Source organism: Corynebacterium sp. HMSC077D03, from assembly GCF_001808545.1.
Lineage (GTDB): Bacteria > Actinomycetota > Actinomycetes > Mycobacteriales > Mycobacteriaceae > Corynebacterium > Corynebacterium simulans.
This window is the reverse complement of the sequence record NZ_KV793658.1, coordinates 1-13253: the sequence shown is the minus strand read 5'-3', so window position 1 is coordinate 13253 and position 13253 is coordinate 1. Positions and strand designations below refer to the sequence as shown.

The 13253-nt window shown below is 60.3% G+C and carries 12 protein-coding genes; 6 read left to right on the top strand and 6 right to left on the bottom strand.

The window, feature by feature from the left end; genetic code table 11:
* Positions 1–60 precede the first annotated feature (60 nt).
* The 3 genes from HMPREF2888_RS01710 to HMPREF2888_RS01700 are packed head-to-tail and all read left to right on the top strand — an operon-like array spanning position 61 to position 2908.
* Positions 61–687, top strand: a complete 627-nt coding sequence (locus tag HMPREF2888_RS01710; protein WP_014307391.1) for an MptD family putative ECF transporter S component — start codon at positions 61–63, stop codon at positions 685–687.
* Positions 687–1433: an energy-coupling factor transporter transmembrane component T gene (locus tag HMPREF2888_RS01705; RefSeq protein ID WP_014303365.1), complete on the top strand. Its 747-nt coding sequence runs from the start codon at positions 687–689 to the stop codon at positions 1431–1433. The genes HMPREF2888_RS01710 and HMPREF2888_RS01705 overlap by 1 nt, the downstream gene beginning before the upstream one ends.
* A gap of 14 nt (positions 1434–1447) precedes the next feature.
* Positions 1448–2908 (top strand): ABC transporter ATP-binding protein, encoded by a 1461-nt coding sequence (locus HMPREF2888_RS01700; protein WP_227917020.1) that lies wholly within the window; start codon positions 1448–1450, stop codon positions 2906–2908.
* Positions 2909–2911: 3 nt separating this feature from the next.
* Here HMPREF2888_RS01700 and HMPREF2888_RS01695 read toward each other — a convergent pair whose 3' ends face one another.
* Genes HMPREF2888_RS01695 through HMPREF2888_RS01675 form a run of 5 tightly spaced genes read right to left on the bottom strand, consistent with a single transcriptional unit; the run spans position 2912 to position 9066 of the window.
* On the bottom strand, positions 2912–4636 hold the full coding sequence (locus tag HMPREF2888_RS01695) for an ABC transporter ATP-binding protein (RefSeq protein WP_061926046.1): 1725 nt from the start codon (positions 4634–4636) through the stop codon (positions 2912–2914).
* Positions 4636–6402 (bottom strand): ABC transporter ATP-binding protein, encoded by a 1767-nt coding sequence (locus tag HMPREF2888_RS01690; RefSeq protein ID WP_034970331.1) that lies wholly within the window; start codon positions 6400–6402, stop codon positions 4636–4638. Before HMPREF2888_RS01690 ends, HMPREF2888_RS01695 begins: the two co-directional genes overlap by 1 nt.
* A gap of 27 nt (positions 6403–6429) precedes the next feature.
* Positions 6430–7215: a thioesterase II family protein gene (locus HMPREF2888_RS01685; RefSeq protein ID WP_023018093.1), complete on the bottom strand. Its 786-nt coding sequence runs from the start codon at positions 7213–7215 to the stop codon at positions 6430–6432.
* A complete protein-coding gene (locus HMPREF2888_RS01680; protein WP_023018094.1) occupies positions 7212–8429 on the bottom strand; it encodes a glycosyltransferase in 1218 nt (405 codons plus the stop codon). The genes HMPREF2888_RS01685 and HMPREF2888_RS01680 overlap by 4 nt, the downstream gene beginning before the upstream one ends.
* Positions 8430–8436: 7 nt before the next feature.
* Positions 8437–9066 carry a sugar O-acetyltransferase gene (locus HMPREF2888_RS01675; protein WP_014303359.1) on the bottom strand — a complete coding sequence of 210 codons (630 nt, stop codon included), beginning with the start codon at positions 9064–9066 and terminating at the stop codon, positions 8437–8439.
* A gap of 411 nt (positions 9067–9477) precedes the next feature.
* On the opposite strand from HMPREF2888_RS01675, the gene HMPREF2888_RS01670 reads away from it, so the two are divergent.
* The 3 genes from HMPREF2888_RS01670 to HMPREF2888_RS01660 are packed head-to-tail and all read left to right on the top strand — an operon-like array spanning position 9478 to position 12114.
* Positions 9478–10542 carry an ATP-binding cassette domain-containing protein gene (locus tag HMPREF2888_RS01670; protein ID WP_014303358.1) on the top strand — a complete coding sequence of 355 codons (1065 nt, stop codon included), beginning with the start codon at positions 9478–9480 and terminating at the stop codon, positions 10540–10542.
* Positions 10539–11300: an ABC transporter permease gene (locus HMPREF2888_RS01665; RefSeq protein ID WP_014303357.1), complete on the top strand. Its 762-nt coding sequence runs from the start codon at positions 10539–10541 to the stop codon at positions 11298–11300. The genes HMPREF2888_RS01670 and HMPREF2888_RS01665 overlap by 4 nt, the downstream gene beginning before the upstream one ends.
* Positions 11293–12114, top strand: a complete 822-nt coding sequence (locus HMPREF2888_RS01660) for an ABC transporter permease (RefSeq protein WP_014303356.1) — start codon at positions 11293–11295, stop codon at positions 12112–12114. Before HMPREF2888_RS01665 ends, HMPREF2888_RS01660 begins: the two co-directional genes overlap by 8 nt.
* A gap of 542 nt (positions 12115–12656) precedes the next feature.
* Here the strand turns inward: HMPREF2888_RS01660 and HMPREF2888_RS01655 are convergent.
* Positions 12657–13253 (bottom strand): transposase (locus HMPREF2888_RS01655; RefSeq protein WP_141744803.1); only part of this gene is annotated, 597 nt, incomplete at its 5' end.

The following is a 13253-nucleotide window of genomic DNA, read 5'->3' as shown; positions in this document are numbered from 1 at the left end:
ACAAGCCACTTGCCCCAACCCAGTGCTACGCACAAGCAGCCTAATCTGAAAGGAAACATCATGCCCAGTACTCCCCACACCACCCCGAAAGATGCAAAAGCAGGACGGCTGAACATCACCGACCTGATGAACATCGGCATCTTCTTCGTCATCAACTTGGTAGCCGGCGTGGTCATCGCCTTCATCGGCATCACCCCCATCACCTACGTGATGATCACCAGCGTTCAGGCCCTCATCCTGGGCATCCCGATGATGCTGTTCTTGGCCAAGGTGCACAAGCCCGGCATGGTCTTCATATTCCTTCTTCTCAGCGGCCTCGCCAGCCTGCTGCTTGGTTTAGGCATATGGCCACTGCTGCTCAGCTTGGTCATGGCCGTGTTTGCCGAGTTAATTTTGCGCGCCGGCAAGTATACGAGCGCAATACACAGTGTGATCGCCTATGCCTTTATAGCAGTGTCACCCACCGCATCATATATTCCGCTTTTCTTCACCACTCGGCGCTACATAGAGAGCAGCGGCATGCAGACCAAATATGGTGCTAGTTTCGCGGATGGCCTCACCTCTATTGGCCAGATGACTTGGCTATTCCTCATCATTGTGATAGTAACCTTCGTCTGCGGGATCCTCGGCGGGATCCTCGGCCGGCGCATCTTCACCAAGCACTTCCAGCGAGCAGGAATCGCCTGATGTCGCCCACTTTGCCCGGATCAGGCACGCACACAGCGGGACTCCATCTGGACCCACGCACCACGGTGCTGGTCATCCTCGTGGTGTCCTCGGTGCTCATCTCACCGGCCGGGTCCAGTGGGGCGCTGGGCAGCACCGCCCGGTGGATGCTCATTGCCGTTCCCGGGGCACTTTTCCTCGCCTCCGGCATGGTGGCCGCTGCACTGCGATACGCACTCACCTTCGCGGTGCTCGCTGGCTTTCCTGCGGTGGTGGTACAGGCCCTGCCCGAGCGCCACATCATCGTGGACGTGTGCGCTACGTGGTTCGCAGGGCTTTCGCTCATCCTCCCTGGCATCACGTGCTGCTGGTACCTACTACGCACCGTCTCGGCCAGCGAATTCATGGCCGCGATGCAGCGCATGCGGAGCCCCGACGCCCTGACCATCCCCACGTCCATCATGTTCCGGTTCTTCCCGACGATTCTCGAGGAATACCGCGATATCCGCACCGCCATGCAGATGCGTGGCATCTCGGGCCTGCGCAACCCGATCGCTATGCTCGAATACCGCTTTGTGCCACTGTTGGCGTCCGTTGTGAGCATCGGCAACGAGCTGGCTATGTCTGCAGTGACCCGCGGATTGGGCTCGCCTCGCCGACGAACCACGCTGTGCGAGATAGGCTTCCGCGTAGGCGACGCAATAGTCATAAGCGTGCTCGTCGTGTCCCTGATCCTACTACTGGTAAATATAGTGATGCTGCCGTGATAAAGCTGCACGATGTGTCACTATCCTATGGTCAAAACACAGCGGAGCCGGTGCTGCACCACGTAAATCTCACCGTGGCGAAGGGCGAACTAGTTCTAGTGTGTGGCGAATCAGGCTGCGGTAAGTCCAGCCTGCTACGCCTGATAAACGGCGTGGCGCACACGTTCTGCGACGCCCAGATTTCGGGGGAGGTGCTGCTGGACGACGAAGACATCACTCATGCCCACCCACACGACATCGCCGAACGCGTAGGCTCAGTGTTCCAAAACCCCAAGTCGCAATTTTTCACGCTGGAAGTAGCCAGCGAACTCGCCTTTGGCTGCGAAAACCTCGGCGTGGCGCCCAACGAGATTCGACAGCGTATTGGGGAACTTTCCGCAGATTTCGGCATGGTTCATCTCCTCGACCGGCACCTGTTCACACTTTCCGGCGGCCAGAAACAAAAAATAGCATGCGCTTCAGTGGCCGCGATGCACCCACAGGTACTACTACTAGACGAACCATCATCAAATCTCGACCTCGCCGCCGTCGATGAGCTGCGCCGCATCGTCGCGCAGTGGAAGACACAGGGCCGCACCGTCCTGATCGCTGAGCATCGGCTTTCCTACCTAGTTGACATCGTGGACCGAGTGCTGGTTATGCAGGACGGGCAGATCGCTCATGATCTCAGCGGCTCGGAGTTTCGCACCCTAGACAAGGCCGAACTGTACCGCATGGGCTTGCGCTCAGCGCAGCAGGTCCCCGAGGTGACCCGCGAGCCACGCCCTTCAAGTGGCACGATGGTGCTCAAAAAGCTACAGTTCACCTACCCCAAGGCTACAGAGCCATCCCTGAGCATCAGCCACACGGAGTTGCCGCAAGGGCAAGTCATCGGCGTGGTAGGACGCAACGGGGCCGGAAAATCTACCTTTGTGCGCGTTCTGACTGGCCTGGAATCTAAGGCCACCGGCGTGGTGGACATCAATAACCGCTCGCTCTCGGGTCCCCGGCAGCGCCTGCGCCAGTCCTATTTAGTAATGCAGGACGTAAACCACCAGCTTTTCGGGGAGAGCGTGGAGTCCGACGTAATCATCGGCACCAGTGGACCGGATGGGAAAAACGAAGCGCGCCTTACCGAGGTGCTTGGTGCACTTGATCTCGCGGACAAGCGGGCCCGGCACCCGATGTCGCTTTCGGGCGGCGAACGCCAGCGCGTGGCCATCGCCTCAGCAGTCCTAAGTGAGCGCGAGGTAATCGTCTTCGATGAACCCACCAGCGGGCTGGACCTGTGCCGCATGCACCGGGTGGCCCACCTGCTAGACGCCCTAGCCCGGCAGGGCAAGACCGTTTTGGTAGTAACCCATGACATGGAGCTGGTGGCGCGGTGCTGCGATCTTCTCCTGCGCGTGGAAAAAGGCCGCCTTACCGCCTGCGAACCGTGCGATGATCTCGCACTGGCGCGCACGGTACGGTATCTACGCGGCCGCGACAGCTAGTCCCTACAGCTTCCAGCTGGTGGCGTCGCTCTTTTCACCCCAGAAGCTGCGGTAGCGTGGGGAACTCTCCATGAGTTCCTCGTGGTTGCCGATAGACTCCACGGTGCCGGAGGGACTCATCATCACAATCTGGTCCGCGTCGCGGATGGTGTGCAGCCGGTGCGCAATGACGACGATGGTGCGCTCGGCAGAAAGCGTTTTCATACCGCGCATCACAAGGTGCTCATTCTGCACGTCTAGAGAGCTAGTCGCCTCATCAAGCAGCACGATCCGCGCGTCCTTCAGTAGCGCACGAGCGATGGAGACACGCTGACGCTCACCACCGGAGAGATTCTGCCCGCCCTCGCTAATCAGGGTGTCAAACCCCTGCGGCAGCTGCCGGGCAATCTCGGTGACACCGGCCAACTCCGCTGCGCGGAGCACCTCCTCCCGCGTTGCATTGTGGCAGCCCAGGCGGATGTTTTCATACAGTGTGTCCTCGAAGAGGTACACGTATTGGAACACCATAGCCAGCGAATCCAACACCGCCCGGGAGCCAAGATCGCGAATATCCACACCACCGATACGGATGGTCCCCTGGTCAACGTCATAGAAGCGTGCCGCAAGTTTTAGCAAGGTGCTCTTGCCACAGCCGCTGGGACCCACCAACGCAGTAGTAGTTCCGGGCGCCACGCGGAAACTCACGTCGCGGACCACTGGGGTGTTGGGTTCGTAGCCAAAGCCCACCCCATCGAACTCGATGCCATAGTCGCGTGGCGCCGCCGGAACCGCAGGCTCCGGCAACACCCGCGCATCGAGGATCTTTTGGATCTCATCTAAGGTATTGCGCGCGGATTCCAAGCCCTCGCCGTAGGGTATGCCCGACATAGCAACGCGAGCCAGGATGAACACCAACACAATGACGCCAATGTAGGTGCCTGCTTCTAGCCAGTGGTTGAGAAGTAGCACGGTGGCCAGGGCATCAATGACCACGGTACCGACCATGATGATTAAAGCCAGACGACCCATGATCATCTCACCTGTCTTCTGGGTGTGCTGCTGGGCGCTAAGCTGCTCTCGAATCGAGGCGCGCACGGCGCGCTCCCCCAGCGAATCCGGCCCAGCCGTGCGCAGCACCGGCTGCACCTGGGCGAACTCCAGCACCTCCGCGGCGCCGTGCTCGTTGCGCTCGCCCTTCTGGCGCTCTGCCACGCGGTACTGCCGCATTAGGCGGTTATAGGCGAACCACACCACGGCAGCCACTGCAACGGTAACCAGCCCCAGCCGCCAGTCCACGGCGATGAGAAACACGCAAGCCAAACCGGCCGAGGCAGCACCGTGCAGCATGGGCCGCAGCATCATTGCCGGCGCGTTAGCGGCAAACAGCGCACCGCTGGTGGCTACAACACCGATCTGGCCGGCGCGATCTTCTTCAAAATAGCCCAGGGGTAGCTGTGCCGTGCGATCGGCGATAAGCCGGTGGATGCGCAGCACGTAATCATGCCCCAGGTCCTGGGCAATAACCTCAGTGGGCCAGTCTGCGGCGGCGTAGACGAGGACGGAGATAATGATCCAGGGCAACCATGCTGCGGCCTGCGCGGGATCTTCGCTAAACAGCGTGTCCAAAAACAGTGCAATGAGGATAAGGCCAATGGCCAACGCCACCGCGGAAATCCCAATTAGCGTAAGGACCAGCACCAGACGGCGACGATCAGCCGGACTGCCCAGTGAATAGAGCGTGCGGATCATTATTTTTCCTCCCCTTGGATGCCCGCCTGCGCGGTTTGGTAGCGTGCCCACATCGTGGCGTAGCCCTTGCCTGCCGCCACTAACTCTTCGTGAGTGCCTGCTTCGGTGACCTCACCGTTTTCCAGCATGAGGATCCGGTCAGCGCCGGTGATCGTGTGGAGCCGGTGTGCGATAACTACTAGCGTGCGCCCGGCCACCAGCTCGGTAATGGCCCGCTGGATCGCGGCCTCGGAGTCCGGATCCGCAAAAGCGGTGGCCTCATCCAACACGAGGATCGGCGCGTCGAGCAAGATGGACCGGGCAATAGCCAGCCGCTGCTGCTCGCCACCGGAAAGCTGCGCGTCCTCTCCCACCACCGAGTCGTAGCCGCGCGGCAGATGGGTAATGCGCTCATGAATCTGGGCGGCGCGGGCGGCGCGAACCACGTCTGCGTCGGTGGCCTCCGGGTGAGCGAGGCGAATGTTATCCCGCACGCTCATCCGCATAAGGTAAGGGTCCTGGAAGACGAACCCTACCCTACGGTAGAGCTGGTCAGATCGGAGATCAGTACTAGGGACGCCACCAATGCGCACCGACCCCTCCGTGGGGTCTAATAGCCGGGGGATGAGCGCGGCTAACGTGGACTTCCCCGAGCCGGAAGGTCCCACCACCGCAGTGATGCTGCCGGCGGTAAGTTTTTGGTTAATGCCGGAAAGCACCGGGGTGTCCGGCACGTAGGAGAAGCTTAAATCTTTCAACTCAATTCCGGCGTTTGCAGGCTCCCTGCCGCCAGCAGCGGGCGGCAATACCGGGATGTTGAAGAACTCGGTGAGATCCGCCGCGGCAGCCTTCGCCTCCGAAAACATGATGTTAGTGCGCGAAAGCATAAGCAGAGGCGCGGCGATGTTGTTGATGAACAAAAACGCTGCCAGCACATCGGCCACTGGTACGCCCGCAGACGTGATGAGCCACGGGCTGGCCGCGGCTACCACCAGCAGGCCAAACCCGGTGGAGGTGAAGATCTTCATCAAAGCGGTGGGGTGTACGGTGGCGTGCAACCACTCGCGATAGAACCCACCAAAACTCCGGGAACGACTAAGGAAAATGCTCTCGTCGTAGCCTTCCGGAACAAACACCTTGATAACCGGGATGCCGCGCACCAACTCTACGACGGCGGCGTCTAGCTGCTTCTGGCTGGACTTAAATTTCTCCGCCTTTTCTTGAAACTCGCGCATCATAAACGGCATGGTGGCCACTGCCAACAGCAGTGGTACCAGGCCCAGCAGGCCTATCCGCCAGTCCACCACGAACATGTATCCCAGGCTCAATAGCGGTACGAGTACACCGGCCGAATAATCGTGCGGCGCGTGGGCGATGAGCTGGTGGATCTTGGTGACGTCGTCTTCGATGTAGGTTTTCACAGTCCCCGAAGGTGTCCGCGTAAACCAAGACAGCGGGAGCCTACCCAGCTTGGTAATCTGCTGCTGGCGTAAGTGCTCGCCCAAAAGGCCGTCGGCCTGGTGGCTTACCTGGAGGCTCTTCACGGTTGCCTGTCCATGTAGGACGGTGGCCACCATGAGCGCCGCGACTAGCAGCCACAGCTTTGACGCATCTATCGGCTCTCCCTGGAAGGACAGCATTACGGTGCGCACCAGCTCAACCAGCACGATTACCGGCACCAGCGACAAAACCGCCGCCAGCACCGCCAATAGCAGCGACACCGTGATCTGCCGGTGGGCAGGTTGAGATATTTGCCTAAAGGTAATGGGTGGTTTTTGTTCGGTCATCGGGGCCTCTTTACTTAACAGTCACAATCACGCATTGTTCCGCGCTAACCAGGCAGTGTTCCCAGTAATTCCCGCTAGAAAACCGGCAAGCAGGTCGAGGAACTCGGTTCCAGTATCGAGCGGGAAGAAATGCCCACCCGGCAGGACCTTCAGTTCAAAACTACCGCTGGTAAAATTTTCCCACCGGGAAAGCATCTCTGGGCTGACAGCTGGGTCGCTATCCCCCGCCAATGCCAGCACAGGAGAGCGAAGCACCGTGGTTGCATGGTGAAAGCCCTCGTGTAACACATAATCGCGACGAATGTCAGCGAGCAGCAGCTTCATCACATCATCATTGGCAAGGATCTCAGGTGGTGTGCCACCTACCTTCTCAAACTCCCTGCGCAGCGCACCGAACCCCATTGACGAGTGGTATTCCCCAGGCACGGTTTCTCCGGGCGCCTGCCGTGCGGCCACCACCACGGCTTCCGGTATAGTGGGCCGATGCATCTGCTGCAGGCAGGCAGCAACCTGGTAGGCCAGCGCTGCCCCCATGGAGTGGCCGTACAACGCAATCGGCGCGCCCGCCGCCAGATCTACTATCTCGGTTGCGCACATATCGGCGAGCTTGTCAAAGTCGCTTACCCATTTCTCTCGGCGACGGGTTGCCTTTCCGGGAAGCTCCACCGGCACCACGTCAATGCTTGGGTTGACCCCCACCCATCCACGATAGACGGAAGCGCTGCCTCCTGCGTGATGGAAGCAAAACAAGAGGGTTCCAGTGCGATGTCCGGCCACAAACGGAAAGACTCCCTCGCAGCTGATTTCTGTCATTTTTCGCCTTTCGCTAGGTCGGACTGATTAAGCACGATTTCTACTGCTGCGACGGTACCCGGGTCTGTGGCAAGCAACTCGGGCATCCTGCGGGCTGCGGAGTCGTATGCTCCACTTACCAAATCGGCAATTCCGGCGGCCAGGGACTGGGCACTCAGTTCGCCTCGCTGGGCGTCAATATAGTTCGGCCCGGCACCGTTTCGACAAACTGCGTTGGCATGGAAGTGTTGGTCACCACCGAATGCAACCGCAAGGCACGGCTTGCCGGCGCGCAGGATCGCCCCGGTGGTGCCCAGTGAGCCGTGGCAGATGCCTGCACGGCACCACGGAAGCACAGTCGCGAACGGGACCCGGGCGACGGTGAGGATTCCTTCTCTCACACCAGGCTCATGATCGGGATCGACGATTATCGCCCGCAGACCATGCTCGATGCACGCGTCTCGAGTCCATCGTTGAAGGTCATAAACGCGATCTGAGACCATACTCCCAAAGCTTGCCAGAACCGGGGCCGAGCCGGCAGCCACAAACTCCTCGACTGCTGGGTCTAGGGCGAGTTCACTGTGGTGCGGGTCAAGCCACTCGCCAGTGACGTGAATGTGGTTTTTCCATTCCGGCGCCGGCGGACTCAACGCGGGACTGAATTGGTAGATCGTGGTTGGTGGAGAGGAGAGCGCTCGCTGACGCAGCCCCAACCTACGGCGCCATGCCGCTATCACTGGGCGCATCGCCCAAGCCATCAGAGTATTGGACATCCAGTGGGTGACCAGAGCTCCGACAGAGCCGTCCAGTTTTCGCGGATCCACGAGGCTGTAACGGAGGCAGGGTTCGGTAGGGAAAACCTGCACCCGAACGCTGGGGACTCCGCGTGCAGCCCCTAACAACCGAGCAACTTCACTGAATTGGGTGTACATGACCACGTCAACGCCATCCATGGCATGCTCTAACACATCGAAAACGTGGGCGTCAGATATCATCTCACGGATACCTAAGACAGTGTCCATCATGCCTTTACTATCGCCCAAAAGGCGCTTCATTAACGCCCGGTAATCACCGGGTAACTCGATGTAGTCCACCCCGTTTGCACGAAAACTCCCGCCGAATTCGCTAAACCCAGCCAAAACAAACTGGTGGCCACGATCTCGAAGTGCGACACCAAGGTGCGCAAATGGCAGCATATCACCCTCAGAACCCAGGACGACCGCGAGAACTTTCACAGCCGTCTCAATCCGTAATCCAACTAGGCCACTCAGGAACCCAAGACTCCCCCATGAGCTTATCTTCCGGGCCAATATCACGAATGACTCGGCACGGATTACCGGCTGCGAGTACCATGGGCGGAATATCTCTTGTCACAACACTGCCAGCACCAATTACTGCACCATGCCCAATCGTGACACCCGCAGTTACCGTGCAATTGCCACCAAGCCACACATGGTCTTGTATGGTGATCGCACCCCCGGTACACACCATGTATTGCCGCTCTACGGGGTCTAAGGCGTGATTGCCAGCAAAGAAGGAACACCATGGACCAACCATGACCTCATTGCCAAATGTCACCGGGGCCATATCAAGTACCGTCGTTCCTCGATTGAAGGTCACGCCATCTCCGACCTTGATTTTCGAGCCATATTGGACATGAAATGGCAGGAAAACCATTAAGCGCTCCCCCAGTTCACCAAGCAGGTCTGCCATCACTGCCTGCTTCTCCGCTGTTTGAAGTGGACGAAGCTGGTTGAGATCGTGACACTTCTCCGCCGCCTCCATCATCTCGTAATAGAGATCCGGGTCCTCAATAGGGCGGAAGGGCTGACCGCAGAGAATCTTATCTTCGATTTGCTCTCGAGAATCCATGGATACTCCTTTGTGCTTGAGAGGCGCGAGCCACAATACGAATTACGGTCAGCCACGCGGTTTGACCCTGACTAGTCGGAATACCCAGATTCTTAGCTCACACTTGGTAGCTTACAGGCCTTCGACTTAATTGTCAAGCATGCCATGCCTAATTATGGTATGCTCAACTTTGCAGCAACCTGCAGCGTCGCCGCCGATCAGCCGACCTGTGCAGCCCTCTCCTGCGGGGCGCTGTGCACGACCCGGTGCCGCTAGACATACATCATTTTCTAAGGATTAGTTGGCACTACCCCAGGCGCTTGCTCCGTGGACCACAATCCATCGTTCGCGGGCAATAATCGGTTTTCCTTCTGCGGTAGGAGAATCGGTGCGCCGTCTAATAGACCGTTGACGTATATCCAGGGATGAATCATGAAAGAAAACCCCACCACGGCAACCGCTAGCGGTGACCCCAGCGCCACCGCAGTCCCCTCAACCAGCGCCCACGCAAAAGGCCGCGACCTGGTGCTTGATGTCCAAGATCTGCGATGTAGCCTGGGAAAAGTCAAGAAGCGAACGGAAATCCTGCGCGGTGTGACCCTCGCCATTCCGCGCGGGGGCATCCTCGCCGTCCTAGGCGCCAATGGTGCCGGCAAGACAACCTTGGTCAATGTCCTTTCCACGCTGCTGCCCGCCACGGGCGGAACCGCCATCATCGATGGCCACAACTTAGCCACGGATCCTTCCAAGGTGCGCGCTTCCATCGCGCTGACCGGGCAATACGCCGCAGTGGATGAGGAGCTTACCGGCAAGGAAAACCTCATCTTCTTTGGCCGCCTGGCAGGGCTTAAAGCTAGCGATGCGAAGGCCCGCGCCGCGGAACTTCTTGAGCGCTTCGATCTGGTTGGCGCCGCCGACCGCCTGGTTTCGGCATACTCGGGCGGCATGCGCCGGCGGTTAGATATCGCCGCCTCCCTCACTGTCCCGCCCGCGCTGCTGTTCCTCGACGAGCCGACCACGGGCCTCGACCCCGCCGCGCGCAGCTCCGTGTGGGATACCGTCCGCGGGCTGGCGGCCGACGGCACCTCGATCCTGCTTACTACCCAATACCTGGAAGAAGCTGACCAGCTCGCAGACCGCGTCGCCGTGCTCGCCGGAGGCAAGGTGCTCGACGAAGGCACCCCCGCCGAGCTCAAGGACCGCTATGGCACCACGGTGTGCCTCATCACGATGTCTAGCCCGGACGATGCCGCACGCCTCACCCACACCTTGCAAGAACACCGCATCGACTGCCGCCAAGAGGACACCGTATTGCGCGTCGATGCGCCCGATGGCCACCGCACCCTAGTCCGGGCGCTGGCCTTGTGGGATGGCGACGACACCTCGGTCGCGGACGTCTCCTTGGTTCCGCCCTCCTTGGACGATGTCTACTTCGCTATCGCCGGGTCCGGCGACATCGCGCAGCAGGCTCCCCACACCGGTGGAGGCTCCCAGTGAACGCGCTCGGAGCAGTCGCTGCCTCGTGGCACCGCAATGTCCTGCGCACCGTCCGCAACAAGGCCGTAATGGTTTCCGCCGTGGCAATACCCAGCCTGTTCATGGTCATCTTTTACGCCACCTTCGCCAAGGCTTCGACGGAACTCGGCATCGATTACGCCGCCTTCCTCCTGCCCGCCGGCGTTATTCAGGCGATTGTGTTCGCCGCCGGGGGCTCCTCCTTGGCGATTACGCGTGACGCCGAAAACGGCATCCACGACCGCATCCGCGCCACCGGGACGCCCGCCTGGGCCACGGTCGTCGGCCGGCTGCTGGCAGATCTCACCCGCGCCGCGTGGTCGTGCAGCATCGTCGTCCTCACCACGATCCTGCTCGGTGCCCGCTACGCTGCCGGACCGGGTCGTATTATCCTTACCATCGCCCTTTTCGCCGCCCTCACCATCATCCTCTCCGCGTTTATCGATGGCTCCTGCCTGTTGGCCCCCAAGCCCACCTCGGCGTCCTTGCTCTTCCAAAACCTCGTGCTGGTCATGGTGATGTTCTCCACCGCATTCGTGCCTGCGGATGCGCTGCCCGGCGGCATTGGCCCCATCATCCGGCACGTACCGCTATCTCCCATCTTGGACACCGCCCGCAACCTACTAGGTGGCGCTGCCCTGGGGGCGCGCGGAGTCGAAGCACTGTGCTGGCTCATCGCCATGACCGTCGTTGGCGTATGGGGCTTTATCACCGCTTTCCAGGGGAGGAAACATGACTAACCACACCACCGCCACCGTGTCGCACGACACCACCTGGCTGTCCACTGTCGCCACGCATTTTGGAAGGCACCTGCGCGCCGCCCGCCGCGATAGCGCGGTAATTACCAATACCGTGGCTGGTCCCGTTTTGATGTTCCTGGTCATGCGGTGGCTGTTTGGCGACCTCATGGCGGCCTCGCAAGGCTCTGCCACGCTCGACGCGTTACCGCTTACCATCGCGCTCATCCTTTCCAGCGAACTGATGAATGGCACCTCCGCCGCCGCGCAGATAATTAAGGAACGCCAACGCGGTATCACCACCCGCATCGCGACCACGCGCTACGGCACCAGCCCGGAGATCTTCGGCCGCTGGTGTTTCGATTCCTTACGCAGCCTTATCTCCGGCTGCGCGGTGCTGCTGGCTTCCGTGGCTTCTGGCCTGCGTATTCACACGCTGGCCGGGTTTGGCTGGGTGCTGTTAGTCATCATCTTCGGCGCGGTGGTGGCCGCCTCGCTATCGGCCATGGTGGGCGCGATGTGCGCCACCCCGGAGGCCGCCATTGGCCCGGCCCCCATCATCATGGCGGCCATGGCACTTAACGGCGGCCTCGTGCCCGTGGAGCAATTCGCTGGTGTGGTTCAACCCATCGCCCGGTGGAATCCGCTTACCTTCGCCGCCCGCGCCGGCGCCGCCATCGACGGCACGCCAAGCGCCGAAATCCTTGCCACCGGCCAGCCCGGCACCGCAGTCTGGGCTTTCGTGGCCTGGATGGTAGCACTCACCGTAGTGCTGCTAGCCGCCGCAGCTGCGTTCCGCCGCCCCACCATGTCGTAAATAGCGCCGGTTAGCGCGACAGTGCTACTTGTCGCGCGGCGGCGTCCCCAGCGGCGCGGTAGCGCTACTTGCCGCGCAGGGCGCGCCGCCGCGATAAAGAGCTGCGAATCTTTACCCGCGGCCGCGCTAAGGCGGGTAGTGTCGCCGCCGGTTACCGGCAACCAGGCGGCCTCGCCCGGGGCTAGCTCCAGGTCGTTTACCGTGACCACACCAGAAGTAGCCAGGGCGATGGCCGGTCCGGGAAGCTGCGTGGAAACCGTGGTGCCGGCGGGCAAATCGTAGCGGGTCACCGCAAACTCCTGCACCGGCAGCGGGTACTCTACTACCGTCGCGGTGTTGGGCGCGGCATCGGCAACAGCGGCGCTCTCCGCGCCTGCACCATCGCCCAGGGAGGTGTTCCTATATAGTTTGTCAATTCCGTGGGTGAGTTTGTTGGGGGGTGTGAAGGGTTTCTGCTTTTCCTTGTGGATGTTGTTTTCGGGCATGGTGAGGAGCCGATTGGGCTTGCTGTGCAATCGGCTTGAGGTGAGGGTCTGTTGGTTCTAGGCTGCTGCGGCCTCCTGGACTGTGGAGATGTCTCGGTAGAGCTCGCCGTTTCGCATCATGGCGAAGAGAACGTTGAGGTGCCGGCGTGCGAGTGCGACGACTGCGGCGTTGTGTCTTTTGCCTTCTTTGCGTTTTCGTTCATAGAATTGCCGGGAACGCTCGTGGAATCTGATCGATGCAAAAGACGATTGCCATAGGGCGTTCTTTAATTTTTTGTTGCCAGCCCGGTTAGGCGAATTCGACATGATAGACGTTCCTGACTGATTCGTCCGCGGTGATAGCCCTGCATAGGATGCTAGGTGCGCTGCATCGGGGAAGTCGGACATATCGCCAACAGTCATGAGGATCTGCGCTGCGCTACGCGGGCCGATACCAGGCATGGATAAAAGAATCTCGGTCTGCGGAATGTCCTGAATCAGCTTGAGTACCTGCGCTTCGATTTCTTTACGATGCTCGAGTTTGGTTAGTGCATCTGTGGCGGACATTGCTACGCCAAGTTCGGCGTATTCTGCGCCGGCAATGGATACGGTCTGTTCGTGGATGGCAGCAAGCATGGCATCGATGGGACCTGACCCCCATGTGGTGGACACCTG